The 26386-nt window shown below is 45.9% G+C and carries 18 protein-coding genes and 1 pseudogene; 10 read left to right on the top strand and 9 right to left on the bottom strand.

Annotated features, from left to right (window positions below; translation table 11 throughout):
- Nucleotides 1–112: 112 nt before the first annotated feature.
- Nucleotides 113–1219 (bottom strand): FecR family protein, encoded by a 1107-nt coding sequence (locus MASE_RS18650; RefSeq protein ID WP_014951258.1) that lies wholly within the window; start codon nucleotides 1217–1219, stop codon nucleotides 113–115.
- Nucleotides 1212–1802: a sigma-70 family RNA polymerase sigma factor gene (locus MASE_RS18645; RefSeq protein ID WP_014951257.1), complete on the bottom strand. Its 591-nt coding sequence runs from the start codon at nucleotides 1800–1802 to the stop codon at nucleotides 1212–1214. Before MASE_RS18645 ends, MASE_RS18650 begins: the two co-directional genes overlap by 8 nt.
- 210 nt (nucleotides 1803–2012) lie before the next feature.
- On the opposite strand from MASE_RS18645, the gene MASE_RS18640 reads away from it, so the two are divergent.
- Nucleotides 2013–5177, top strand: a complete 3165-nt coding sequence (locus tag MASE_RS18640) for a TonB-dependent receptor (protein WP_232362785.1) — start codon at nucleotides 2013–2015, stop codon at nucleotides 5175–5177.
- A 35-nt stretch (nucleotides 5178–5212) separates the two neighbouring features.
- Here the strand turns inward: MASE_RS18640 and MASE_RS18635 are convergent, their stop codons facing one another.
- Both MASE_RS18635 and MASE_RS18630 read right to left on the bottom strand, forming a co-directional pair.
- A complete protein-coding gene (locus tag MASE_RS18635; protein WP_039229326.1) occupies nucleotides 5213–5395 on the bottom strand; it encodes a DUF6435 family protein in 183 nt (60 codons plus the stop codon).
- 164 nt (nucleotides 5396–5559) lie between these two features.
- Nucleotides 5560–7887: a TonB-dependent hemoglobin/transferrin/lactoferrin family receptor gene (locus MASE_RS18630; RefSeq protein ID WP_014951254.1), complete on the bottom strand. Its 2328-nt coding sequence runs from the start codon at nucleotides 7885–7887 to the stop codon at nucleotides 5560–5562.
- A 225-nt stretch (nucleotides 7888–8112) separates the two neighbouring features.
- On the opposite strand from MASE_RS18630, the gene MASE_RS18625 reads away from it, so the two are divergent.
- Genes MASE_RS18625 through MASE_RS18615 form a run of 3 tightly spaced genes read left to right on the top strand, consistent with a single transcriptional unit; the run spans nucleotide 8113 to nucleotide 11271 of the window.
- Nucleotides 8113–8907 (top strand): DUF4198 domain-containing protein, encoded by a 795-nt coding sequence (locus tag MASE_RS18625; protein WP_014951253.1) that lies wholly within the window; start codon nucleotides 8113–8115, stop codon nucleotides 8905–8907.
- A gap of 25 nt (nucleotides 8908–8932) precedes the next feature.
- Nucleotides 8933–9832, top strand: coding sequence for an EF-hand domain-containing protein (locus tag MASE_RS18620; RefSeq protein WP_014951252.1), 900 nt, complete (start codon nucleotides 8933–8935; stop codon nucleotides 9830–9832).
- On the top strand, nucleotides 9832–11271 hold the full coding sequence (locus MASE_RS18615; protein WP_014951251.1) for a DUF2271 domain-containing protein: 1440 nt from the start codon (nucleotides 9832–9834) through the stop codon (nucleotides 11269–11271). Before MASE_RS18620 ends, MASE_RS18615 begins: the two co-directional genes overlap by 1 nt.
- 104 nt (nucleotides 11272–11375) lie before the next feature.
- On the opposite strand, the gene MASE_RS18610 is transcribed toward MASE_RS18615, so the two are convergent.
- The 4 genes from MASE_RS18610 to MASE_RS18595 all read right to left on the bottom strand — a co-directional run bounded on the left by MASE_RS18610 (nucleotide 11376) and on the right by MASE_RS18595 (nucleotide 17391).
- Nucleotides 11376–12083, bottom strand: a complete 708-nt coding sequence (locus MASE_RS18610; protein ID WP_014951250.1) for a DUF6445 family protein — start codon at nucleotides 12081–12083, stop codon at nucleotides 11376–11378.
- Nucleotides 12062–12805 (bottom strand): SapC family protein, encoded by a 744-nt coding sequence (locus tag MASE_RS18605; RefSeq protein ID WP_014951249.1) that lies wholly within the window; start codon nucleotides 12803–12805, stop codon nucleotides 12062–12064. The genes MASE_RS18610 and MASE_RS18605 overlap by 22 nt, the downstream gene beginning before the upstream one ends.
- A 26-nt stretch (nucleotides 12806–12831) precedes the next feature.
- Nucleotides 12832–14400: a tryptophan halogenase family protein gene (locus tag MASE_RS18600; RefSeq protein WP_014951248.1), complete on the bottom strand. Its 1569-nt coding sequence runs from the start codon at nucleotides 14398–14400 to the stop codon at nucleotides 12832–12834.
- Nucleotides 14401–14484: 84 nt separating this feature from the next.
- Nucleotides 14485–17391 carry a TonB-dependent receptor gene (locus tag MASE_RS18595; RefSeq protein ID WP_014951247.1) on the bottom strand — a complete coding sequence of 969 codons (2907 nt, stop codon included), beginning with the start codon at nucleotides 17389–17391 and terminating at the stop codon, nucleotides 14485–14487.
- Between the two features lie 541 nt (nucleotides 17392–17932).
- Here MASE_RS18595 and MASE_RS18590 point away from each other — a divergent pair.
- From MASE_RS18590 to speA, 5 genes are all read left to right on the top strand, one after another.
- Nucleotides 17933–19090: an NAD(P) transhydrogenase subunit alpha gene (locus tag MASE_RS18590; RefSeq protein ID WP_014951246.1), complete on the top strand. Its 1158-nt coding sequence runs from the start codon at nucleotides 17933–17935 to the stop codon at nucleotides 19088–19090.
- Nucleotides 19091–19092: 2 nt separating this feature from the next.
- Nucleotides 19093–19374, top strand: coding sequence for an NAD(P) transhydrogenase subunit alpha part 2 (locus tag MASE_RS18585; protein WP_014951245.1), 282 nt, complete (start codon nucleotides 19093–19095; stop codon nucleotides 19372–19374).
- An 11-nt stretch (nucleotides 19375–19385) separates the two neighbouring features.
- Nucleotides 19386–20774 carry an NAD(P)(+) transhydrogenase (Re/Si-specific) subunit beta gene (locus MASE_RS18580; protein ID WP_014951244.1) on the top strand — a complete coding sequence of 463 codons (1389 nt, stop codon included), beginning with the start codon at nucleotides 19386–19388 and terminating at the stop codon, nucleotides 20772–20774.
- A gap of 186 nt (nucleotides 20775–20960) precedes the next feature.
- Nucleotides 20961–21383: a hypothetical protein gene (locus MASE_RS18575; protein ID WP_014951243.1), complete on the top strand. Its 423-nt coding sequence runs from the start codon at nucleotides 20961–20963 to the stop codon at nucleotides 21381–21383.
- A 158-nt stretch (nucleotides 21384–21541) separates the two neighbouring features.
- Entirely contained in the window at nucleotides 21542–23452 is a 1911-nt protein-coding gene (gene speA / locus MASE_RS18570) for a biosynthetic arginine decarboxylase (RefSeq protein WP_014951242.1), read from the top strand.
- Between the two features lie 43 nt (nucleotides 23453–23495).
- Here the strand turns inward: speA and MASE_RS18565 are convergent, their stop codons facing one another.
- Nucleotides 23496–24644 carry a serine hydrolase domain-containing protein gene (locus MASE_RS18565; protein WP_014951241.1) on the bottom strand — a complete coding sequence of 383 codons (1149 nt, stop codon included), beginning with the start codon at nucleotides 24642–24644 and terminating at the stop codon, nucleotides 23496–23498.
- 299 nt (nucleotides 24645–24943) lie between these two features.
- Here MASE_RS18565 and MASE_RS20500 point away from each other — a divergent pair.
- Nucleotides 24944–26385 (top strand): annotated as a pseudogene (locus tag MASE_RS20500) (DNA-3-methyladenine glycosylase 2 family protein).
- Nucleotide 26386 lies beyond the last annotated feature (1 nt).

Below are 26386 nucleotides of genomic sequence, written 5' to 3'. Positions count from 1 at the left end.
GGCGTCATTGTAAGGGGGAGTTGGTAAAAGCGCGAGTTAAGCTTTAGAACGCGCTTTACGCTTAGTTTGTAGCTCAATAAAGCTAAGTAAGAACTTATGAGCAAACCCACTGTTAACGGGGGCGAAGGACAATAGTGTCGCTAGAGTAGTCTGTAGATATCTGTAAATTGTCGGCAAGGGCGGCAATAAGCGCGTCTACATCATTGGTGTTGAATAGCCCTGCTACTTGCATGTTAGCAAGCGCAGCATCACCTAAAACAACCGTTTTATCCGTATATCGGCTTACTTCTTCAATCACGTCAATTAATGGCTCGCCGCGAAATACAATCTTGCCCTCACGCCAGCTTAAATCATTCGCGATATCTTCATCTGACACGGTCTCAACGGTGCTGTTAAGCAAAGATAAAAGTGATTTTTCACCTTGAACTAACGTCAATGGCTGAGCCTGCGGTTTAATAATTGGATCAATTATGCTTTCGCCATTCGCTTTGTTAAGTGTATAACTGGCGACTTCTACCACGCCTTCGGTAACTACCAGTTCAAGGTCGCCGCGGTGATATTGCACATTAAAAGCAGTACCAACCGCCTGTATTGCTTTACCAGCTGCAAGTACATTGAGCGGGCGGGATTTGTCTTTCGCCACTTCGATATGAAGCTCACCTTTGACAAGCTGAATAATCCGTGAGGTTTCAGTAAAAACGATGTTCACTTGAGAGTTGGTATTAAGCCATAGTGTACTGCCGTCCTCTAAGCTAATGCTCTTGTGCTCGCCCGGTTTGGTCGAGGCTTGTAACGAGTAGCTTGCCATTTGTGAAACAGGTTCGGTTTGGTTAGACGGCGAGAATAAATTTAGCCCCTGATAACTTAACAGCCCGACCATTAAAAACGAGGCAGCAATGGCCAGCGGGCGCTTCCAAGTCACGGTGTTTTTTGCTTTGTGTTTGACGCTAGGCTCAGGTGTATGAGGTACGATCTCAGCCAGTTCGCTAAGCACCGACATCTTGTCCCACAAGGCTACCATTTCGAGGAAGGTGTCTCGATGCAATGGCGTTGCAAGCCATTTTTTTAGCGCTTGTGTTTCATTGTCATCAAGCCCTTCGTCGAGTTTCACTAGCCATTCGCTAGCGGCATCAAGCACACGCTCATCGCTATTAAACTGTACAACGTTGCTATTGGTACCTGACTTAGCGTTTTTTGTTTCGTTTGTTGAACTATTCATGGGCGTCTCTCTTTACATCCGCCGTACTGTGTTGCCCACCACTTTGATAAGCATTCGGCCGTGTATGCGACGTCGTTTGTCGTCGCATAAACAAAGTGCATCTTTTTATTCCTTCAGCAATATGCTTTTCCACGGTTTTTTCGCTTATCTCTAATTCTTGGGCAATCTCTTTAAGAGAGTATCCATACACTTTCTTCAATACAAATGCGCGCCTGCATTGCTTGGGAAGGGCGCGCACTGCGTCACAAAATAACTTAAACTCTTGCTGGGTGGCGTTGTTGTGAAATGTTTCATCTTCAACACCGCTAATTGCGCTTTCCAGAGCTGCCGCAACCTCTATGCTGTCGTCTACCATGCGTGTTTCTGCACGCTTCAAGTGATCGTAGGCCAAGTTTTTTGCGGTTTTAAACAAAAACGACTTGGGCTCTTTAATATGCTCGGTAGATTTCGCCTGACACAAGCGAACATACGTATCCTGCAGTATGTCATCCACTTCTTTAGGCGGCACAAGGCGCGATAGCATTTTGGCCATCGAGCCGCGCGCCGACATATAGGCATTATGTATGGCTGTTTCTATGGGCATATTGTTATTTTTTATCGTTGTTACTTACTAAGACGACAGCCACGCTATTTTCCCCCAGTATTTTCAACATTATCGCTCAAAAATTAAATTTGTTAATGGGTTGTATATAATGCGACGCTAGTTTAAAACAACACCAACAATAACGTGTAGGGTGACGCATACGCATCACACACTCTAATAATCAATAATAACAATAGCGTAAAACCGAATATGCCTGTGGCAAATGAACCATTCGACACAATAATCATGCTGCCTTTTAAGCCTAAAGCTTTAACGGTTGCACTGTGCATGATGTCGTTCGGCGCAAGTCACACTGTTATTGCACAGTCAGTGCTGCCCCACCAACAAGCAGAAGTGATTACACAGAATACATCGCCGCTCTCCGCAATAAATTTCGCTATTCCTGCACAAAGTGCAGACGAGGCAATCATCGCGTTTGCCAATCAAGCCGAGCTGACTGTGGTCTTCCCCTTCAACAAAGTCAGGCATATTTTTGCAAATGAAGTAAGTGGTAACTATACGCCACAAGTAGCAATAGAAAAGCTTTTGGCTGGTACAGGCCTGAGTGCTGATATTGTCGATAACAAACGAATAAAAATAGTGCCTGCTAGCGATAGTGATGAAAACAATCACTTGCTTGGTCGTCTTTTTAACGCCATTACCGCACAAGACGATAGCTTGGTAACCGTACCTGACGAGCAAGGCAGTTACGATATTGAATACATTGAAGTAAGGGGATTACGAGCGCGTGTTGCTCAATCGGTGGGGATCAAACGCAACGCGAACGTCATCATTGATACTATTCAGTCGGTGGATATGGGCAAGTTTCCCGATCAAAACCTCGCAGAAGCGCTGCAGCGTGTCTCTGGCGTATCTATCGACCGCGCAGAAGGTGAAGGTCAACTTGTTACAGTGAGGGGGTTTGGGCCGGAATTTAATCGGGTGTTATTAAACGGCAGGCCTATGGCAACCGATAAGCTCGGGCGCGAATTCAGCTTTGATACACTGGCCTCTGAGATTGTCAGCAGTGTTACCGTGCACAAACAAAGCCAGGCGACTATGCAGTCAGGTGGCATCGGCGCTACGATCGATGTTCACACCGCTAAACCTCTTTCTTTCAAGGGAATGCGGGCGGCTGGCAGCATCAAAATGCAGTACGATACTAACTCGCAACAATATGCGCCTTCTACCTCTGCTATGTTCAGCAACACTTATTTGAACAACTCGTTTGGCATTCTAGCCTCTTTTACTCAACACAAGCGTCAAGCGCGACTAGAAGAAGCGCAAATTGATGGTTGGTTGGTAAATACTAACGTACCTGAAAGTGAGCTTTCTGATGACGTTTCTACGCTATATGTGCCCAGGAATTACGATCAAAGAGTGCGCTTTGACGATAGAACACGTACGGGGTCTGCGCTCGTTTTACAATATCGACCTAATAACAAGCTCGAGCTTACGGCTGATTATCTGGGGTCAACATTTGATGTTGAAACCTCGGCAACCTCAATGGGACATTGGTTTACATCGAGTAACCTTGAAGATGTTACGGTGGATGAAAACGGCACGGCGGTGGCTTTTTCACAAAATAGCGGGCATGCCACCGACTTTCACGCGCGCACATTTAACCGTTCATCGACCTTGAGAAGCTTCGGTTTTGCAGCGAACTACATCGCAAGCGATAGCGTAATTGTTGATGCTGATCTGTCTTACTCAATGGCCAATGTCGATGACAACAATGGAGAGGGGAATTCTCTCTCGCTTATCGGTTATCTAAATCGCTCTTCATTCGATCATCGTCAGTCGAATATATTGCCCGCAATATCGGGCTTTGAACAAGCCAACCCCCGTCAGGTAAATGCCTTGGGGGAGCCGGTTGGCGTGTCCCATTACTTAGATCCAGCCAACGGCCGTTCCCACGTGATGTTGCGCAGAGGGTGGAGTATTGATGACGATATAGGGCAAGCAAAAATCAATGTAAGTGTGCTTGGGGATGAAAACTGGTTTAGCAAAATTGACGTTGGTGGAGCATTAACTCAGCGCGAAAAAGCCAACGAAAGAAGAGACAACGAAGCAGACGCAAGACACTGCAGTTTTTGCGGCTATTTTGATGCACCAGATATTCCCGATAGCTTCCAAACCATATTTGACGCAGGCGACGATTTTCTAGGCTCAATTAGCGGGCATGAGAACATACCTCATCAGTGGCTGCGCCACGACGGTGATACATTATTTCGTTACTTAGAAAACGCTGGGGATGTCAGTCTAGCCGCTGAAACACGGGGAAGCTCTTTCGCTGTTAAAGAAACAGTGTATGCGGGGTATATTCAAACCGCTATTGAGAAGGACTACGCGCCTTGGTTTATCGATGTGCATGCAGGGCTACGTGCTGAGTACACTGACGTAGAGGTAAGCGGTGTCGATGAGCAGTTATCGGCGTTAGTTATTTTAGACCAAACCGAACTGGGGCAAGAGTTTGGCGCCTCGGTAAATATTGATAAATCGTCAAGCTACACCAATCTTTTACCCAGCGTGAGCGTTAAAGCCAGCTGGTTAGATAGTTGGGTATTTCGAGCGGCTTATAATCACAGTATCACCCGCCCAACCTTAGAACAGATGGCACCAGGTGTAACTTACACCACCACGCGACAAGGTGGCGACCTGCGGGCGCGTATCGGAAACGCACAGCTATTGCCCTTTGAGGCAAAAAACATTGATTTGGCCATTGAGCATTACTACCAGGAAAATAGCTATATATCGGCAGGTTACTTTAGAAAAACGGTAGATAATTTCATTGTTAATGAAAGCAGTACACAAACCTTTAATAACGTGACTGACCCTAGCACCGGCACAGATCCAAATGCGGTTGACGATGCTGATGCGTTAGCACGATTTTCCGTAATATCTCCCAGCAACGGCGAGTCTGCAACGGTTGAAGGGGTCGAGATAGCAGTGCAGCATTTATTTGGCGAATCAGGGTGGGGAGTTCAGGCCAATGCGAGCTTTGTAGACAGCAACGCTGAATTAGACACCGCCAATATCCGTTCAACGTTCGCACTTACAGGGTTGTCGGGTGCCAAAAACATGGTGCTGTTTTATGAAAAAAATGCGCTGCAATGGCGGGTGGCCTGGAACCAGCGAGAAGGGTTCTTGCAATCGCTGAACCAAACCCAAAGCACCGAGCCTACTTTTGTTAGCCCCTACAAGCAGTGGGATATGAGCCTTTCATACCAATTTAGCCCGAGGGTTTCTGTATTTTTTGAAGGTATCAATATTACTAACGAAACCGTTCATAAGCGCGGCCGATTCAGCAATCATCTCTTGCTTGTGCAAGACGCGGGGGCGCGCTACGCCTTGGGTGTAAACGTCACGTATTAGTATACGGTCACACGCAATGTGCAAGCGCCTAGCATTTATGTTCCTTGTGTGTTCTTCTCCAGTGTTTCTATTTCTTTCCACAGTTTTTCTGATTGGGCGGTAAGCAATGAATAAGTCTTTATGTCACCGTTTCTTTGCGCGTGCATGGCTTTTTCAAGAAGGGCGTCATACTGCTTTCGCATTTTTTTGGTTGGATTGCTTTTAAAAAGTCCAAACATAGTGAAAGTCCTAAAAAGAGAGATAGCGAGAAAACGTTTGAACAGGAACTTTCGATCACCCATTTTCGTGAACAAACTTTCATAAACATTCATGGGAGAATACTTGAGTGAATAGCAGGCCACTTGGCTAAGTTGAGCTAAGTATGGCCTGCACTTTGGTTACATTAGAACTGGTAAGTGACGTAGGCACTAATACTTCTGCCCGGCTCTGAGTAGCGCTGGTACCCATTACCGCTCACGCCGCCAAAGAAACCACCAGTACCGTCTCTTACGCTATTAAGTACTTCCCAGCGGTAATACTCTTTGTCTGTAAGGTTGTAGATCGCCGTGGTAAAGCGCAGGTTTTCAGTAATGTCGTAGTAGGCGAGCAGGTCGAAAACAGCATAGCCTGCAGGCGTATGCGATGGACCTGCGCCGTTGTTCAACGAGGTGTAGCTAAGTTGAGTACTTTCTTCTACCCCTTTACTCAAAATCGCGACAAGTTCTGCGCCCCAATCACCTTCATCAGATACGTAGCCTAGTCCAACTGTTGCGGTATCTGGCGATACGGTTTCTAAGTCGTCCCCCGCATTGTTAAAAGCAGACGCGGTGTCGTAGGTACCGTCCAATGCTGTATAAGCAAAACGACCCGCAATGTTATCTGTAAAATTGTAATTAGCCGTAACTTCAAAACCGTCAACAGTCAGTTTGCCCGTATTTTGTGGCTGCGTGAATACATCATCAGTATTGACTACGGTTTCACAACCGAAGCGACCGCACTGCACGGTAGTTACTTCAGTGCCATAAGGCGTTGAATAAGTCTCGTCTTGAATCATGTTAGTGTATTCAGTTCTAAACACCGACACGCTGACATTTCCGTTCTCGAAATCACCAATATAGGTGAGTTCAAAGTTAGTCGATTCTTGAGCATCGAGTTCACTGTTGGCAATACGATCAAGGTCAATAAACGTGTTACCAGTTATGATATCGGTGACTTCATCGCCTGAGTTTGTACCAAAATACAAGCTTTGGAGCGTAGGCGCTTGGTAGCCCTGAGCAATTCGAGCATTTATAGAGTGGCCTTTTACGAATTCGTAGGTAGCACCAATCTCTCCTACCACCGCACTAAATTCGCTGTCTGTGATACTTAATCCAGTGGGATCTGAAAATGTGCTGTCTACAGTAGGCGTATATTCCGTAGAATCGTAGCGAAGTCCAAGGTTTACGCTTAATTGCTCGCTCAGTTCAACCGTGTCAGCTAGGTAGGCTGTAATTAACGTTTTTTCGGTTTCTGGAACAAAGCTTTGGTCGCGAATAGGGTAGCCGTCTAATATAGGCGAGTCCGCGGTTTGTCCAGCGAACCTGCGGTCGAACATCACCGCTTCTGCGTCCACCTGTTGATAACTAAAGCCATAAATAATCTCATGGTTAAATTCTCCGGTGATTGATTTGGCTAAATCAACATTGAAACTCAATGAGTCCTGGCTGAAATTGCGGTCCTCGGTACGCAATATAGCGTCGCCGTCTGCACTGCCGTAAAGAAAGCTGGTTACACCCGATGAAAACAGCTCTTGATAGTTCAATGTCACATCTATGCTGTCAGCAAACGCTAGGCCCAAGTTTTCGTTGTTAAAGAAAAGCCCAATTCGCTCGCGGTTATTTTCATCCGCTGAGGTGAAGTCAAAATAAGAATCACTTTGGCGAGAAAGAGGTACGCCGTTCGTTTCTCTGTCTGTCTTTTCGTAAACAAAGCCTAGTTGCTGGTGCTCAGAAAAGTTATAAGCAAGTTTAAGTAAAACTGCATCGACTTGATTATCCATCGGGTCAGCCTGACCACGTGCTGAGCCAGAGATATTCTCACCATGGCTGTGGGCTTCTGTTTCACTACTGTCGCGCATTGTGTATTGCAATAGCGAGTCGAAGTTACCCGTTCTGTTAGCGACGGTGCCGTGTACTAGCCATTCGTCAGAGCGTGCATCAAAACCGGTTTTCAATTTAACGCCTATGGCATCACCTGTGGCAGGTAAAAAGTCGCTCGCTTCATTGGTCACGTAGGTAACTGAGCCAGCAAGGGAGCCTGGTCCTTGCGCGACAGCGCTTGGGCCTTTAGTGATGTTGACGGCTTTTACGTGTTCCAATTCAATTTCTCCGCGGCTCGATCCATACATTCCATAAGCGGCAAATGAGCTTGGGTTTAGCGTTTCGCCTTGACCGACGCCATCTACAGTTACTGCTACAGCGTCTCCTTCCAAGCCGCGAATGTTGAAGCCATCGTTACCGAAACGGTTACCCGTATCATTAGTTTGTACCCCTGGGATATAGCGAGCGGTATCTTCAATATTTGTAATTGAGCGCTTTGACAGAGTTTGTGCATCCAGCACGGTTTCGACAGTCGTTGTCAGGGTTTCTTCACTTTTGGCCTTTGTAACTGCCAATTCTGATTGTTGAGCTAGGGCAGGAAGTGTTAGCGCACAGCCAAGCGAAATAGCTACCGTTGAGCGTTTAAATTTCATTGTTCTTTTCCAATTTTTAATAAAAGTGCAAATAATTAGTATTTCGTATCAACGCTAAGCCTCCTGTTTGCGTCGGTTGATATCATTTTTATTTTTCTTAAATCGCGCCTGTCAAAGCGATTTCTTGACACTTCGTGCGTCAAAAATCGATCGTAATACTATTGATAACAATTATCATTTGCAATAGTATGATTTCACTTTTACACAACTAGAAAATAAAAAACCATGAAAAAACACACGCTCATCAGTTTACCCTTGCTTATTGCAAGCTGCTTCAGTGGCGCTGCTCTAGCCCACGTGGCTTACCTAAAACCGCTTCAGTTTGAACCGGTTAGAGGCGGTAAAGTCACGCTGGATGCATCTTTTGCAGAACAATTTTTTGTACCAGAAGCGGCAATTACGAATGCATCGTTTGAAGTGGTTACCCCTAGCGGCAAGCTAGTGAGTGTGGAGAAGGTTGTCGATCTTTCAACCCGCAATGTTCTAGAGCACACTTTAGAGGAAGAAGGGACTTACCAGTTTTCAACCGGAAAACGCATGGGGGCAATTTTTCGCGTGTATGAAAAGGACGGTGAGCGAGGCTCTATGCGAGGTAATGAAAAGCCTCTACCTGAAGGTGCGATACTAAAAGAGCACTTTCAATCAGTTACGTTTGCAACAACGTACGTAACGAAGAAAGGGCCAAGTGAACAGGCGTTAGCGCCAAGAAACGACGGCTTAGAGATCGTGGCAATTAATCACCCTAACAGTTTGTTTGCCAACGAGAGTTTTAATTTCAAAGTTCTGTTTAACGGTAAGCCTGTAACCGATCATGAAGTCTCGGTGTACCAAGGAAAAGATCAGTTCGCCGAAGAATCTGATGTAGAAAAATTAACGACAAATGCCAAAGGGCAAGCGTCATTTACTCCTTCAGCACAAGATGTCTTTTTGATGCAAGTAAGACTGCGTACCGATGCGCCTGAGGGTGCAGACGTGCCTACCTATAGTTACACCACCACACTTTCGTTCGAAGCCTACTAATTAACAAGGGTACAAGGAGATAATTATGTTTAAAACAGTAAGTTTAGCCGTTGTATCTGCGCTTTGTATTAGCGCTTCGGCAGTAGCTGCACCACATAGCGCCAGCGGCATTATATTGACCTATGACTTAAACAAAGACGAGTCACTTCCATTAGAAGAGTTCGTTGATGCCAGACGTGCTCGCTTCAATGCTTCTGATTCCAATAAAGACGGTGTGCTTGATGAAAGCGAATACGTTTATGAGTGGGAAGGCAAAGTAGAGAAACGGTTAGCTGAAGACAGAAAAGCATCGGTAAAACAAACTCACATACGTTTCCATGCTGTTGACAGCAACGATGACGAGTTCATTACTATTGATGAAGTCAATGCGGTGGGTGAGCGAAGTTTCTCACGTATGGACAGTGATAATGATGGTATAGTTGCACTGGGCGACCCTGAACCAGCGCCCCGTCGCTCGGCGTCACAGGAAAAAGATGACAAACCTGAGCTAGTACAGCGCCCTATGTTGCGCATGCCGACCAGCCACAATATTGAAGGCTTTGTCACCTTATACGACCAAAACGGTGACGAAAAGGTAACAAAAGAAGAGTTTCACGCCGTTCGCAAAGCGCAATTCCAGCGTACAGACGAAAACAGTGACGACAAGCTTACAGAGCAAGAATACGTGCTTGAGTTTGAAGACAGGCTGGATGCACAGATCGAGAAGACCCATGAAGGGCAAATTAAACAAACTTACGTTCGCTTTGAAGTTCTTGATACAGACGAGAATGGCAAAATGACATTTTCAGAGTACATGGTGTCTGGGTTTAATGCCTTTCATCGCTACGACACTAATGGTGATGGCTACTTAACGTTAGCTGATCCAGCGCCTGCGCCACGTCAGCAGGAGCAAAGTGACACCACCACTGCACAAGTCAGCGAATAATGGTTGGGCGTTTCCTTTTATATCTGGCGGTATTTACCGCCAGCTATGCTGTTAAGGCCGAGTTGTATGTGTTTCCTGCACCATCACCAGAAGCAACCTCCCACACGCTTAACACAGAAATAACCCTGTACGAAGAGCAGACATTTAGCGCCATTGAGCAAAAGAATATTGATCTACTGATTAAAGACACCTATCAAACGTTAGACAAATCAAACACAACGAGTGCGCTTAGCGAAATTAATCGACGTTTCGAAGGTACACTTCCGGTGTGGCTGTACAGTGCCATTAAGCGGTGCGAGGATTGGTTTAACCGCACTGAAGGTAACATAAGCTGCCGTAACGGTGAGCTGTACAACTATTGGGAAGAATATATTCAGGGTAAGCATGACCTTTCACGTCGCGAAGTGAGACGTCTTGCTCGTGTGGCGCGCATTGCTGATGTCAATTTTAATGACGATAACAGCGTGGCATTTGCGTCACCTATCCAGTGGGATTTATCCGAGTTCACAGCTTCTCTCGCCGTAGATCGTATTGCTCACTACCTGATATCACTTAATATTCGCTCTTACCACATTAGCGCGCAAGGGCTAGAAACCCACGCGTCGAACCAAGGTTTTAGTTGGCAGGGGAGCGTGGCGCAAGAGGCTGTAACCCAAACTGGCCGTGCAACGGACGCAGTTAGTAATCCAAGTACCATTGCATTCATCAGGCCGTGGCAACGCCCAGTACTTTCTACTTCAAAGCTGGCGTCTTTAGAAAAGGGCGTGTTAAGCCACAGTGACGGTTGGCCTAGCGCCAAGTTTCAATCCATATCAGTGGCGGACAACGCATTTGAAGCCATGTTGTTAGCACACTTTTCGGCAACCAAAACAGCGCAGCAAGCCATGGAGTTAGTTAACGCGAACCCATCACTAGCGCTGAAGTTAGTTGATGAAAATGGCAGGGTGTTTACCAGTAACACCTATACGGCTCGCACGTCGGGTAAAAACAAGGCTGAAAAAAATGGCCACGCCATCTCAATTGATATCACCTTACCGCTATTTGACATTGCAGATTATCGCGGTCCTTACGTAAGCGTGTGGATAAGCGACGAAAAGAACCGGCTAGTAAAAAGCTTGGCGCTTCGCGGCACCAGCGAAAGATGGCTAGGCGAGCTGCGCACATGGTGGCGAAGAGTGGGTCGGAAAAATGAAGGTCTAGTCGATGGGTTTGCCGGGGCTACAAAGAAAAACGCGCCCTTGCACATAGAGTGGGATGGATTGGATGATTTTGGACAAAGCGCAAACTCGTCGTCGTTAATACTTCACATTGAAGTGGCCAGAGAACACGGCGGTCGAAGCTATGAGAAAATTCCATTTACCTTTGATAGCCTGACTTCACCAATAACCGTAACGGGCACGGATGAAATCGCGTCTATTACACTTTCACTAATGAATTAGTCGTCAATCTTAAAATTGCAGTAACGTAACGAGCACTACCAAAGGCAGCTATCGCAAATCGCTATCTGAAGTTTTCATAGTCCTCATTATTAGGGCTGAGCGTTTTACCCTTTAAACGTGATACTGGCGTTTGCGGTTAGCCTGCCTTCTTTCACATCAACAGAATCCGAAATATCGTTAGGTAAACAGCCGCTGTGCAGCAAGTTGGCTGGATACAACACGGCGCGATTAAACATAGGCTCAATACGGGCGATTTGGGTGAACATGGCGGTATCACCGTTTATGTACGCTTTAGGTGGTAACCCTACGCTGGTGGCTTGACGTTTTAAGGTTTTAAAATAGCCTTCGTATTGCGCTGCATTAACCCGCTCTAACCCCGTTTCAATATGTCGATAGAATGCAGTACCGCCCAAAGGCGCGCTAAACAGATAGTGCACCAATGCCCATTCATTATCCTTTTGCGTATCGATGTGCGGAATACATTGAATGGGCGATAAACTTTTCGGCGCTTGATTGGCTATGGAAAGTTGCACTAGGGGTATTTGAAGCGGCTTTTCCACGCCAAAATCTTGTAGCCCATTATGCGAAGCAAGTTGGCTAAACAACAACGGAAGCGAGGTATGTAGGTGTTTGACATACTCCTGGGGCGGGTGACTTCTCACCCCCGGATAAAAGTCGCCATCTTGTTTTGTAAATGGGTGGTGTTGAGCAATTGTTTCTACCAAACTCAGCGGGTCTGGTATGAAACCATCGATAACAACAATCGGTGTGGCTTGCTCACCAACCTTAATCAATTCGTAGTTTGAAACCATGCGTCTGCGTTTTTATTCGCCTTGTTCTTTTTGTCGATAAGGGCATAGATTTGTGCGTTTGACGCTATGAGCGTGTAAATGCTTTGCAGCATGTGTTGTGCATGCAAATCAGCAATCGCGTCAGCACTAAGCGCCGCTAGCTTATCTTCATCAATGGTATATAACCCTGTTATAGACGTTTTGCTTTCGTTTTCAAAGGTAATATCTAGGGTGAATGGTGTGATAAGGTTGTGCTGTTGCAGCGCGGCAATAAAACGTTGATTTTGCGTTTCACCGTCAAGAAGCTGAGCAAGGATCTGCTGCTTTTCTAACAGGTAGTTACTGGGCTCTCCCGTGTTATCAAAAAGCGGTGTGCCTTTTTCTTCGCTTACTGAAGCGTTATCCATATCAATGCACAGCACCCGGTTGCTGCTGTCAGCGCTTTGCGCTTCCGTTCCTACATAAAAAGGCAGGCGTTCAAACTGTGCGGGAATATAAACCGCATCCCATTCACCTTGTTGCCAAAATAGGTTTTCTTTTTCTTCAAAACCTAATAAGGCAGATAAGCCAAATTGTCCTGAGTCGTCAAACTTGGTGATCACCACGGGATAATGCACCACTAGCTTGTTTAGCTCAGAGACCACCACAGGAACAAGGTGCTGATTGGCACTGAGTGACAGTGCATCGTCGGTTACTTTCAAATCTGCATGTTGTTTATTATTAATGGCAACCATGTGAGTCATACGTAGGCCCTGCTTATTGATTTACGTTAAACGGCCTGCAGGCCGAATTGGTGAATTTTATTAATAAGTTCGCGATGTTTAGGCAGTTTCTCCACCGCCATGCCGCGAGCTTTTCTGTTCTGCATCAACTGTTGCTTAGCAAAGTCGGCGTTCACCCATTGCTGATGTGCGCCTAAATCTGAGGTAAACCCCATACCGTACAGGACATACTGATAGCTTGCCGCGGGGAATACCTCGTTGTTGCTGGTAAAGTCTTTGTCACTAGGTGGGTGGTATTGCCACAGTGCGAGTAATTCTTTTAATGAATCCGGAATAGTATGACTATCGCGATTGTCCCGCCAAAATGCGCTGTCTTCTCGCTTACTCAACATGTAATGCAGCTTTAAGAAGTCGATAATTCGCTGCCAACGGTAAGAAAAGGTGTCATTAAAGCGCTTCGCCACAATATCCATTACGGCTCGATTTGCTGGCAACTGTTCGGCGATCATTGAGGCAGACAGCTCCACCAGTACAAGCGCTGAGGCTTCTAACGGCTCTAGAAAGCCCGCCGCTAGCCCAACAGCCACGCAGTTATTTTGCCAAAAGCGCTGCCTGTGTCCGCTTTGAATAGTAATGTCTTTTACTTTTATCCCATCTATGCCGTTTAACGTGCTGGTTTGGCGAACGTATGTGTCTAAGCGAGCATAGGCGTCATCTTTACTCTGATGCCTACTGGAATAGACGTGGCCTACACCTCGGCGTGACTGCAAACCGATATCCCAAATCCAACCGGCGTCTTGTGCGGTGGAGATAGTGTGGGATGCAATAGGACTTTGCGGGGTGTCATAAGGCACGTGTACTGCTAATGCTCGGTCGATAAAAAGTACATCGTCACAGGGAATAAACGGCACCTTGTAGTGTTCGCCGAGCAGCATAGATTTGAAGCCGGTACAGTCAACAAAGAGGTCGCCTTCTACTGTTACCCCTTGCTCGGTATGAAGGGCTTTGATATCGCCGTTATTGCTGCTTTCGACGCGGTTAACGTCGGCCAGCACATGGTGTACACCTAGTTTTTCAGTGCAGTATTTGGTTAAAAAGGCGGTAAATTTTCCTGCATCTAGGTGATAAGCATAGTTAGCGGTGCCTGCAAACTCTGCGTGGCGTATGCTTTTAGGTGCACAACCTGCTTCGCATATCGCTTCCTGAACACATACTGCATGGGAAAAAGACTCGTTTAATTCTGGTGCTACAGTCTGCCAGTAAGGACCTAAATTTGTTTGCGAAAACCCTTGGGGCAGCATGAGAGGGTGGTAGTAAAAATCGTGCTCTTCACCAGTGGTCCACTTAGCAAACTTTGCTCCTTGCTTGAATGTGGCGTCGCATTCTTTGATGAAAGTGGTTTCGCTAATACCCAATGCAATTAGTGTTGAGCGCATGGTTGGCCAAGTGCCTTCTCCCACGCCAATAATAGGCACATTGGGGCTTTCTATTAAGGTTACTTTAATGTTTTTGCGGGTAGCGCATTGATGTTGCGCTGCAATACGACCAGCCGTTAGCCACCCTGCGCTACCGCCACCAACTACTACAATGTGCGTTATGGGAGTTGCTGTTGTCATACTGATTTCCTGAATAAAAACTGTGGCTACCAAATGGTAGCCACGAATGTGGGACCAACAAATGCCGGCCCCAATTACGCGAAACTAAAAGTTTCCGCGCACACCGAAGGCCCAACGTCTGCCGCTGTCTTCAACCAACAGCAAGTGATTAGAGAAGCGACCGCGTTTATGTACAAACTCTTCTGTAAGGTTAATACCTTCAAAGAAGATTTCTACATTGTCTGTCACGCTGTAGCTACCGCTAATGTCAAGCTGTTGATAAGACTCAACAATGGTTGGGCCGTCACCCTGCCCTTGTGTTAACGACTGAACAAACTCATCACGCCAGTTATAGGCAAGACGAATTTGATAATCGTCAGTTTCATAAAATGCCACCAAGTTGTAAGAATCACTTAACCCGGTTAGTGCAAATACCTGATTAATATCGAATGGATCGAGTTCGGCGTCACTGTCAACGATAGTTCCGTTGGCAAGCACCCCAAAGCCATTATCGAAAGTGTGCTGAAGCGCAAGCTCGAAGCCGTCTACCGTCGCGTCTTCACCGTTATTTGGCAGAGTATTGGTAAACACAGCTACGTCGTCACCCGCATCTGGCGCGCTAGCGTTAGTGCCTGTAGAAGGGTCGGTTAGCAGGCTGCCGTCAGCAAGCTCAAAGGTTTTGTCTTCTTGACTATTAACAATAAAGTTCGATACCAGCTTTCTGAAGTAACCAATCGATGCATAGCTTGCTTCGTCATAGTAATACTCTAGTGACAAGTCCAAGTTATCCGATTTGAATGGCTCTAACGCAGGGTTACCACTGGTAGATGTTAAGTCACCACCTTGGCGGGTGGTTGTAATTACCGTTACCGGCGACATGCTGTTAAGCGTAGGGCGAGTAATAGTTGAACTCGCCGCAAAGCGCGCAATTAAGTCGTCGGTAATTTCCAAACGTACGCTGAAGTTTGGCAATAGCACGTCGTAATCAGACTCAGTAGCAATACTTTGCGCATCACCAAAACCAGCCAGCATTTCGGTTTGATCCAGAATCGTTAAGCCCGTTATTGGCGCTTGCGTTCCGTTAACCGTCACATCCGTCATTTCATAACGCACACCAGCGGTTGCGCTTAAGAACATGTCTGCAACTTCGCCTTCAAAGTCGAATTCCATATAGGTAGAGATAATATCTTCTTCAACTTCAAAGCTGTTGTTACGGCGCACCGCATCAAAACTAATCGAATCACCATTTACGCTCTGATAGTAAGATTCTAAAAACGCAAAGTTGGCTTCGCCATCATGGGCAAGCCAAGAGGTGGGCATGCGACCGCTACCACTTACGTCAGAAAGAAAATCGCTGCCTGCGTCAAAAACGTATTGGCTGCCTGCTGGGATCTCAGGCAAGTCTGGGTAACCACAGTAAGTACAGTGAATACCTACACCTTCATTGTCCCAACGGGTAAGTGATTTGGTTTCGGTGCTGTACTGTGCGCCAAAGCGAATTTCTGTTAGGCCGCTGCCATCTGTTACGTATTCGCCGTCAAAGCGCAGCTGGCTCACTTCATCTTCTACCGCCCAGCCTCGACGCAGCATTACGTGAGCTCGGCTGTTAGCTTCATCAAGATGATTGCTCACACCATCAGGTGTCAGTGCAGGGTTGTATATAGGGAATCCGTCAGGACCAGTAACAATCGCGCCATCTAGTTCTTGTTGTCCGCTATAAATATTGTCATTAGGCGAAGCAAACATGCTGGCAACAGGTAAAATATTGTCATCTACCTGGAATCGTACACGGTTGGCATAACCAATAAGTGAAAGCTGATCGCCGCCACCATTATTGGCTTCGCGTTCGGCTTCTGAATGACTTAAATCAAACGATAAATTCAGATTATCAGAGTACTGGTAATCAAAGTTAAGGCCTATGGCATAGGTATCAGTTAGACGGTCGAACGTTTTGGCGTGCATATCTGTCGCCAAACCTACCTCTTGGTATAAATCGACAATAGTACCGTTTGCATCAACCGTTGGGCTGCGGCGATTGCCGTTTTCATCAAACAGGCTGCCGTCATCACCTACACCCTGAATGTTAGGTGCGGTAAACCAGTGGCCGTACGACGTTGCTTCAGACTCTACGTCAAAATCTGAATACAGTGCGTCAGCAGTTACAACCAGTTTGTCGTTAGGTGCATATTGGAATACAAGATTAGCGTTTGTTCGGGTACGCTCTTCAAAGGTCACTTTGTGATCGTAGTTTCGCGGTGAAAATACATTGCCTGTCCAAGCGTCGCCTGACTGCGTAACAGGGTTTGGCACGCCAACGTTCTCTAGCCAACCGTCCATCTGAGCCTGGTTTAAGCGAGTCTCACGCTCTTGGTGTGAAACGGCAAGTAATACACCGAAGGTGTCGTCATTGAACGTGTTGCTAATAAGGCCAGAAAATTGCGGCGTAGTTTCTTCGCTATTTTCGTCGTACACGCCTTTTACCGAGCCCGCCATTTTAAAACCGTTTAATGCGAACGGGCGCGCGGTATTAATATTAATGGTAGAGCCTACACCACCAGACTGCATTGTGGCCGTTGACGTTTTATGCACATCAAGGCTGCTTACTAACTCTGAAGCAATCGTGTCGAAACTGAACGCACGCGAATCGTTTTCAGACGCCATTTGACGGCCATTTACCAACACGGTGTTAAACTGTGGTCCAAAACCACGTACGGTAATTAGCTGGCCTTCACCGCCTGAACGGTCGATAGATACGCCGGTAATACGCTGTAGTGATTCAGCTAAGTTGGTATCGGGAAAATCACCGATGTCTTCTGCGCTAATGGCGTCGACTACGCCAGCAGAGCTGCGTTTAACATCCATCGATTTTGCAACCGATGAGCGGATACCACTTACCTCAATCACTTCTACGTCTTTATTGGGTTGCGCGTCTTGGGCAAATGCACTATTCGCAGAAATAGCTGACGCTAAAACTGCTGCCACTGAGCATGCAAGCTTGGTTTTCCTATACATGATGGTGTGTGTCCTAATCGTTAATTTTAATGAGCCTTATGGTGTGCACCCCACTTGGCTTTCTCTCACAGCATTTCGCTGTTAATTCATCAAGACGACACGCTTTGTAAAATCCCCCAAATTTATTTAACAATTTTTTAAATTAATTGAATCGTCTTATTTAAAAGGCGTGATTTCTTCGACATCGATTAGCGTATTTCACCTTTACGTGTGTTTAAAAAATGCACAATTATTGATGTATTCACAGAATAAATGCTTCTTCATCTACTTCATTTATCGCCTGTATGCCATTTCTATATAAATATTAGTTATGAGTCGTAAGTAAATGATACTAGTGATGTATGCCCATATAGCGTAGCTTTGCCGCAGTTTCGCTTGAAAAATAAGCGGAATAAGGGGTGCTATTCGAAGCAAAATAAATACAGAAATTGCCTGTTCTGTTTTTGATTTCGCTAGAGAATGCTAGGCATAAGTGAATAAAATGGCTTAGTACTGTTTAAAGGGTGTCATTCTCGGATAGCCGGAATGTGAGGAGAAGCGTGTGAAAATCATAATATTAAATGAGTCAAAAGCGCCAGATCCGCTAAATAATGTGGAGAAGCGATGTGCGGCTACACCTAGTAGTGCACAGCGTCTGGTGAAAAAAGGGGCGACCTTACTGCTAGAAGCGGGGGCGGGCGTACACTCAGGGTATTCAGATAAAGAATACAAAGATGTAGGCGTAACTGTCATCGATGATGTGAATGATGCATTATCAACAGCAGATATGCTGGTGGCAGTAAACAAACCCACCGATGCACAGCTAGCGTTGATGAAAAAAGGGGCCATTGTGGTAGGCCATCTCGACCCTTTCTTTCAGCAATCGCTTGTTGAGTCTATTGCAGAAAAGGGGCTAACCGCTATTTCTGTAGAGATGATCCCTCGTTCTTCTCGTGCACAAAAAATGGACGCATTGAGCTCGCAAGCGAGTCTTGCGGGTTACGTAATGGTGATGCAGGCGGCGAATCAGTTGCCATCAATATTACCTATGATGATGACACCGTCAGGAACATTAAAACCAGCAAAGGTATTTATTATTGGAGCTGGCGTAGCGGGTCTTCAAGCCATAGCAACCGCGAAACGCTTAGGCGCAAACGTACTTGCTTATGACACCCGCCCTGTGGTGGCTGAGCAAGTAGAATCCCTAGGTGGCAAATTCCTTAAGATCGACATTGGGGAAACAGGCCAAACGAAGGACGGTTATGCAAAAGAACTGACCGATGAACAAAAAGCGAAGCAGCAAGAAGCGCAACGCGACGCGATTGCCGACTCTGACATTGTTATTACGACCGCACAGTTATTTGGTCGCAAACCACCAGTGCTTATCTCAAAAGATACATTAGCACTCATGAAACCGGGCAGTGTGGTTGTAGATATGGCCGCAACATCAGGTGGTAATGTTGAAGGTTCGGTTGCTGGCGAAACCGTTGAAGTTAACGGTGTAAAGGTAATTGGTAATGGTTATTGGAGCCAGTATGTGGCTAAAGCCGCCACCGACATGTACGCCAATAACATCTACAACCTTGTGGATGAGTTCTTTGACGATGAAACCAAAACCTTTGGGCTGAATTTAGAAGACGACATTCTGGCCGGCTGTGTTATTACCCACGACGGTAACATCACCAACGACATGCTTAACAACGCATACAAAGGAGCCTAATCATGGAAATCATTTACCTACTTTTCATCGTGCTACTGGCTGCTTTCTTGGGTTTTGAGTTAATTCGAAAAGTCCCAGCGACCTTACATACACCCTTAATGTCAGGCTCTAACGCGATATCGGGTATTACGTTAGTGGGAGCATTGGTAGCCTCGGGTAGCGACAACAATTTGCTAACGACCATTCTTGGTACCGCAGCGGTGGCCCTGGCCAGCATCAACGTGGTGGGTGGTTATCTCGTTACTGATCGCATGCTTGGCATGTTCAAGAAAAAAGATAAATAAGGAGTACGCAAGTGAGTGATATCGTAACCGTAATAAACCTTGCGTACGTAGTAGCTGCGGCACTATTTATACTAGGACTTAAGTTACTTAGCCATCCAGATACCGCGAAAAAAGGTAACTTTATTTCTGCCATTGGTATGCTGGTTGCTGTCGTCGTCACCCTGCTTGACCAGCAGATCATTAGCTATCATTACATCCTGCTAGGTTTTGTTATTGGTGGCGCCTTTGGTGCGTGGAAAGCCAAGACCGTTGAAATGACGGCAATGCCAGAAATGGTGTCGTTATTTAATGGCTTTGGTGGCGCAGCGTCATTGCTTCTGGGTTGGGCAACATTAGCCGGAATGAGCCTAATTACTCTTAAAACTGAAAGTGCGTTTACTTTTATTACCCTGTTTTTCACAATTTTAGTTGGGGGCATTACGTTCTCTGGCTCGGTGGTAGCCTGGGGTAAGTTGTCAGGAAAAATGAGCTCTAAAGCCGTTATTTTCACAGGGCTTCGCGAGCTAAGCATCTTGCATCTAATTGGCATGGTGGTGATTGGTTATTTCTTTACTACCGACCCAAGCAATCCACTTTGGATTTACTGTGCTATTGCGTTGTCACTAAGCTTCGGCTTGTGGGCTACCATTTCAATTGGTGGTGCAGATATGCCGGTGGTTATTGCGCTTTTAAATAGCTACTCAGGTGTAGCAGCGTCGGCGGCAGGTCTTGCTACAGGTAACACAATATTAATTGTTACCGGTTTACTAGTAGGCGCGTCAGGCTTAATTCTTACCAATATTATGTGTAAGGCCATGAACCGTTCATTGATGAATGTGTTGTTGTCTGGCTTTGCCAAGCCAGTCGAGGCCGGCGAAAAAATAGAAGGCGAGATTAAAGTACTGTCGGCGCAAGATGCATTTTATGTATTAGAAGCAGCGCAAGCAGTACTGGTGGTGCCTGGTTATGGTATGGCGGTTGCGCAAGCGCAGCATGCGGTACGTGAACTTCAGTCGTTGCTAGAGGAAAATGGCTGTACGGTTGATTACGCCATTCACGCTGTAGCGGGGCGTATGCCGGGCCACATGAACGTGTTATTGGCAGAAGCTGACGTGCCTTATGACCAACTATACGAGATGGATGACGTTAACCCTCGTATGGAAAACTATGACGTGGTTATTGTTATCGGTGCAAACGATGTAGTTAACCCAGCAGCCAAAGAGATGAAAGGCAGCCCTATTTACGGAATGCCAGTTATCGAAGCACATCGTGCGAAAACGGTCTTTGTACTTAAGCGTTCTGCGAATGCCGGTTTTGCCGGTGTAGACAACCCGCTGTTTTTCAAAGACAACACGCGTATGGTTCTGGGTGACGCTAAAGACACCATTAACAGCATTATTCGCGAGTTCGGAGACGACTAATACAGCGTATCTCTTTGAGACATCTTCTATAAAGGCCTGTTTAAAACACAGGCCTTTTTATTGGGTATTAAACTTAATTATAAAGTACTCAACTATAGTTGTAGTTGATGCTTATCAGCTCTAGTATGTGAATGCTATAGATGTTGAGTTAGCTATTCATATAGTCGCATAGAGATGTACGAGTAAATGTCTACGACCCCTTTTCATATTGAGCCGTTTAGAAATTGTATTTTGGTCACGCTTCGCGGTAAGTGGGATATGTCCACGAACATTCAGTACCTTGCTAAGCTTTCTGATTGCTTGAAAACCCGTAAAGGCAGACCCTTTCACTTATTTGTAGACATGCGTAGTTGGCAAATCCCCAATTCTGATACCTTCAATCAAATAAAAGCGCCCATTAAGTTAGATAGGCGAAGTCAGCTCAGCGAGACATGGCTGGAAGATGAAGCAACAGATGCTGATCACATTGCAGAGAAGTTTTTTAGCGCGCCATCAATTAAACTGGGATTTGAACTTGAACGTACTCAAAGCATCTCAGAGTTTATAACCCATTGTGAAGAAAAAGCAGATAACGTCGTTTTAGATTATGTTCGAACTTGGATAGGCTAAAAAAGCCCGCGTTCGATAAACAAAATTCGTCGCGACAATAGATATTTTATATCGCAACAACTATCGCGTTCAGTCTTACGTTGACTATAATACGCTGCTTATTTTCGCACTTTCTATGCTAGGTATTGGCCTAGCCCACTTACAAATAGGTGAATAAATTGTCAGATTGGAGCATCGAAGAAGCGGAGCGCGTCTATGGCGTGTCTCAATGGGGTGGCGGCTATTTTCAAATTGGTGAAAACGGCAACGTCCATATTACCCCTGTTCCTGAAGATCCTAGCATTCGAATCGACTTTAATTCGGTAATTGAAGATATCCGCAAAGAAGGCGTACAGTTTCCTGTTGTTGTGCGCTTCCACGATATTCTGCGCTCGCAAGTTGCAGGCTTGAACAAAGCATTTAGAAGCTCCATCGAAGAAGCCGAATACCAAGGCCAGTACCAAGGTGTGTATCCGGTAAAAGTAAACCAAATGCGCGAAGTCGTTGAGGAAATTGTCGATGCGGGCAAGCCATTTAACTATGGCTTAGAAGCGGGGTCAAAAGCCGAGCTTCTGACTGTGCTTGCCATGAATACCAACGAAGAGTCTCTGACTATCCTAAATGGTTATAAAGACGACGAAGTTATGCGTCTTGCGCTGTTAGGAAGAAAGCTGGGTCGCCGCGTTGTGGTAGTAGTTGAAAAATACACCGAGCTTCTTCTTCTGGTAAAAATAGCCAAAGAGCTGGATATCGATCCTATCATTGGTGTGCGCTCAAAAATGACGGTGAAAGGTCGTGGTAAGTGGGAAAGCTCTGGTGGTGAACGTGCGAAATTCGGTTTAACCATTACTGAGATCATTAACGCAGCCCGCTACCTTGAAGAGCAAGGCATGGCGCACTGCTTAAAGCTGCTGCATTTCCATATTGGTAGCCAATTAACAGACATTCGTGCGGTTAAAGAAGCGGTAACCGAAGGCGCGCGTATTTACGCAGACCTTCACAAAATGGGCTTCGAGCTAGATTATGTTGATGTAGGTGGCGGCCTTGGTATCGATTACGACGGCAGTAATTCAACTAATGAATCGTCGCGTAACTACAGCATGCAAGAGTATGTTGCTGACGTTGTCTATGGCATGAAGGAAATGTGCGACCTTGAAGGCGTACCGCATCCGCATCTGGTTAGTGAAAGTGGACGTGCAATCACTGCGCATCACAGCTGTGTTATCACGGAAATTGTGGGCGAAATTAAGTCGAATGCGTCGCAAATGGATACATCAGCAAAAGCGGGTGAACACTTCTTCCTTAAGAATATGCGCGAACTTGCAGACACGTTTGATGAACAAACGAACATGCATGAAATTTACAACGATGCGTCGCAGTATAAAGAGCAAGCGCTTGATGCATTTAAATTACGCGTGTTGTCACTTGAAGAGCTGGGCAAAATAGAAACGCTGTACTGGCAAATTATGGGTCGCTTACAGCAGTGGTATCGCAACGAAGAATATGTTCCAGAAGAGCTTCAAGAGCTAGATTACAGTTTGTCGTCTCAGTACCTTTGTAACTTCTCTGTATTCCAGTCAGCTGCTGATACATGGGCCATCGACCAGCTGCTGCCGGTAGTGCCTCTTATTCGTATGAATGAAGAGCCAACGGTCAATTGCTCGCTAGTGGATATTACCTGTGATAGCGACGGTAAAATTGATCAGTTCACTATTGGCCGTGAAATTACTGACGTACTGCCAATGCACCCACTTAAGAAAGATGAGCCGTACTACATTGGTTTGTTCTTAACGGGCGCTTATCAAGACGTTATGGGCGACATGCACAACTTGTTTGGTCGCCTAAATGAAGTACATATTTACAGCTATGACGACGATCCTGAAGACTTTTACATTGAAGAAGTGGTGAAGGGTTCATCGGTAGAAGATGTACTTAACGTTATGCAGTATAACCCGCGCGCAATGGCATCAGACGTAAAACGCATGATAGACAAGCAAGTGTGGGACGGAAAATTGAACCCTCGTGAAGGGGTTCGCTGGACTGATTTTTACGAAAACTGTTTGGCAGGTTATACCTATCTAAAACAGTAGCGTTTAATATCTGAATGAAAGTACCGAAAAGCCGATGCCGATATTACTTATCTGCGTCGGCTTTTTTCAAGTAACGCTTCCAAAACTCGGCTGTCGTTGAATTAATCATATTCGACTCTGCATTCATCAGCATCACATAGCCAACTTTGTGTTCAGGCAAAAACGCCACGTCAGCACGATAGCCTTTTACCCAACCCCCATGATAGTTAAGCTGTAATCCATTTAAGTCGTAAATACGCCAACCCAAACCATAGTGAGCATCGTCAATCATGCCGCGCCAACCTCTGCGGTAGGTTTCGCGCTTCGTTTTCACGCGCTCTGTAGTGACATAGTCCACCATTTCATCGGATATGACCGTGGGGAACTCGCCTAGCAGCGCTTGCAGATAAATCGTCATATCTGAAATGCTAGCGTTAACGCCAGCAGCTGGAGAGAACCGATAGTAGTTGCTTTCTACCTTTCCCTCGCGCCATTTATTTCTGGCGATAGCAATATGAGGTTGAGCCCATGATTCTGATGCAAACAATCCGCCTTTTCCAACACTGGCTGTTTTCATGCCTAGTGGTGCAAACAGATTGGCCTGAAGCTGTCGTGAGTAAGAGGTATTATTGTTACTGAAGTAGTATTCCAGCGCACCAAAGAGTGCATTTTGATAGGTATAGCATTCACCCGGCGCACACAGTGGTTCAAGCTCGCCCAGGGATTTAAGCACGCGCTCCAGCGAGTAGTCAGCTTCAATAAGGTTGTCGTAAGCGTTGGGCATAAAGCCACTAGATTGGCCAACGATATGTTGCAGTTGCAGCGCATTCATTCCTTTGCCTTTAAAAGGAATGTCGGGTAATAAGGTGGTTATCGGTGTTTCCCAGCTAAGCTGGTTTTTTTCTACAAGTTTAGCTGACAACAACGCAGTAAAGGTTTTTGATACAGAAGCTAGCCTGAATACTGTGTTCTCTGTAACTTTCTCTCCGCCGCGTTTGCGGGTACTTCCATATACGTAAACCCTTGGCGCTTTGCCCTGTTCATAAAACACAAACGCATAACCAGGCACGTTGTATTTTGAGGCTTCCTTTTGAACGTAACTAGCATAGTCATCAAGCCAATCCGCAAAAGCGCTTTGTGTAATGACCATTAGCATCGCTATCAGCCAAATTTTAGACAGGCGCAGCTTGAAGGTGCGCAAAGAGTTCAGCATACAGTCAGCTCGTTAAGCCTGTGGTTTTCTGATACATCCATCAGGCGCTCATTATTATTATCGCATTATTATGCGTTTAGCTGCTCCAATGATCAAATGTCGCTAATTATGCTCACTATCTCTTCAATGATTTGATTTATTCTAGCGGTAAGCGAACCGTTGTAAGAATATGCAAGAAAGGAAGAAAAGTTCGACTAGCAAGGTTTGTAATTATTGAGTTCTGATTTTGTCGCACCAACAGGGCCAATGCACGATACACTAGATAAAGGTGATAAACGACAGGTGGGAAGCGCATTCTAATGCCAGACAATCTTTTTGTCTCAGACATGGGGGCTTCAGAAAACTCAACAACTGCTGAGTCAGTGCTTTCAAAAGCAAGACTTAGCAGAGATCCTCGCTTTGACGGACGATTTTTTGTGGCGGTAAAAACAACCGGTATTTTCTGTAGGCCAATCTGTCCAGCGCGACTTCCTAAAGAAGAGAATGTGACTTACTTTCAACACGCCACACAGGCAATGGCACATGGTTATCGTCCATGTTTTCGCTGCAGACCAGACAGTGCACCTCGTTCAGCGGCGTGGAAAGGCGTGGGTGCAACGATTAACCGAGCGTTGTCGCTGCTATCTGTTATTCCCATTGAGCGCGTTGCGGATATTGCTATGCGGTTGGGTATTAGTGAGCGGTACCTAAATAAGTTGGTCGTCAATGCTGTGGGCATACCGCCTAAGCAGTTTCAAAATATGCAGCGCACTTTGTTTGCAAAGCAGCTTATTCAACAAACTCATTTATCTATGACAGATATCGCAATTACGGCAGGCTATCAATCACTGAGACAACTGCAGCGGGCCATAGAGCAATATTGCGCTACGTCTCCTACCCAGCTTAGAAAAAAAGAGCCGGTTCAACAAAAGGCTATCTCTTTTTTTCTTTCTTATCGGCCGCCGTACAATTGGCCCTATGTACGAGATTTCTTGGCAACTCGCGCTATTGAGGGCATGGAGCGAGTAACGAACGAGAGCTATGAACGATACTTTCATGCAATGAAAGTTTAGGCTTTTTTAAAGCCATTCACGACGAGGCGCGCCACGGATTCAAACTTCTCATCGACATGCCTGATTTAGGTCGTCTTCATACGATAATTGAAAATATAAAGCAGGTACTAGATCTTCACGCTGACCCGATTTTAATTGAACAAAGCCTATTACAGTCTGGGTTACCGCCGAGCAAGTTAACGCCTGGGCTACGCCTTCCCAGTGCATGGAGCGTATTTGAAAGCGGCTGCCGGGCTATTGTAGGCCAGCAAGTTAGTGTAAAAGCGGCTATTGGCCAGGTGACTTTACTGGTACATCAGCTGGGCGAAACGGTATCTGATGCGCTCCCGTCAAACGGTCTTGAATCTATAACGAGTGAACGCTACAGCTTTCCCTCGCCTGAAAGTGTGGCCGAAAACAGTCTTGAATTCTTACGTATGCCACAGGCGAGAAAAGAGGCTGTACGTCACTTTGCTCGTTTATTCATAAACGGTAACATGCCAAGCCATGAAGACATACTCGCCATTAAAGGCGTGGGGCCGTGGACGCTCGACTATTTAAAAATGCGGGGGGAGAGAAACCCTGATATTTACCTTGGCGGTGATTTAATCGTTCGTAAAATGGCGCAGCAGTACCCCATAGCGCCTGAAAAAGCGGCACCTTGGCGCAGTTATTTAACCCTTCAATTGTGGCAGTTAAGCAATCAGTAAA

It is taken from the genome of Alteromonas macleodii ATCC 27126 (genome assembly GCF_000172635.2).
GTDB lineage: Bacteria > Pseudomonadota > Gammaproteobacteria > Enterobacterales > Alteromonadaceae > Alteromonas > Alteromonas macleodii.
This window is presented reverse-complemented; position numbering and strand designations above follow the sequence as displayed.

Excerpts from the sequence above, each read along its gene's own strand:
- MASE_RS18585 (WP_014951245.1), top strand. The coding sequence starts at position 19,093 with ATGGAAATCATTTACCTACTTTTCATCGTGCTACTGGCTGCTTTCTTG.
- MASE_RS18620 (WP_014951252.1), top strand. The coding sequence starts at position 8,933 with ATGTTTAAAACAGTAAGTTTAGCCGTTGTATCTGCGCTTTGTATTAGC.
- MASE_RS18630 (WP_014951254.1), bottom strand. The coding sequence starts at position 7,887 with ATGAAATTTAAACGCTCAACGGTAGCTATTTCGCTTGGCTGTGCGCTA.
- MASE_RS18645 (WP_014951257.1), bottom strand. The coding sequence starts at position 1,802 with ATGCCCATAGAAACAGCCATACATAATGCCTATATGTCGGCGCGCGGC.
- MASE_RS18635 (WP_039229326.1), bottom strand. The coding sequence starts at position 5,395 with ATGTTTGGACTTTTTAAAAGCAATCCAACCAAAAAAATGCGAAAGCAG.
- MASE_RS18605 (WP_014951249.1), bottom strand. The coding sequence starts at position 12,805 with ATGACTCACATGGTTGCCATTAATAATAAACAACATGCAGATTTGAAA.
- MASE_RS18640 (WP_232362785.1), top strand. The coding sequence starts at position 2,013 with ATGCCTGTGGCAAATGAACCATTCGACACAATAATCATGCTGCCTTTT.
- MASE_RS18610 (WP_014951250.1), bottom strand. The coding sequence starts at position 12,083 with ATGGTTTCAAACTACGAATTGATTAAGGTTGGTGAGCAAGCCACACCG.
- MASE_RS18615 (WP_014951251.1), top strand. The coding sequence starts at position 9,832 with ATGGTTGGGCGTTTCCTTTTATATCTGGCGGTATTTACCGCCAGCTAT.
- MASE_RS18595 (WP_014951247.1), bottom strand. The coding sequence starts at position 17,391 with ATGTATAGGAAAACCAAGCTTGCATGCTCAGTGGCAGCAGTTTTAGCG.
- MASE_RS18575 (WP_014951243.1), top strand. The coding sequence starts at position 20,961 with ATGTCTACGACCCCTTTTCATATTGAGCCGTTTAGAAATTGTATTTTG.
- MASE_RS18565 (WP_014951241.1), bottom strand. The coding sequence starts at position 24,644 with ATGCTGAACTCTTTGCGCACCTTCAAGCTGCGCCTGTCTAAAATTTGG.
- MASE_RS18650 (WP_014951258.1), bottom strand. The coding sequence starts at position 1,219 with ATGAATAGTTCAACAAACGAAACAAAAAACGCTAAGTCAGGTACCAAT.
- MASE_RS18625 (WP_014951253.1), top strand. The coding sequence starts at position 8,113 with ATGAAAAAACACACGCTCATCAGTTTACCCTTGCTTATTGCAAGCTGC.
- MASE_RS18600 (WP_014951248.1), bottom strand. The coding sequence starts at position 14,400 with ATGACAACAGCAACTCCCATAACGCACATTGTAGTAGTTGGTGGCGGT.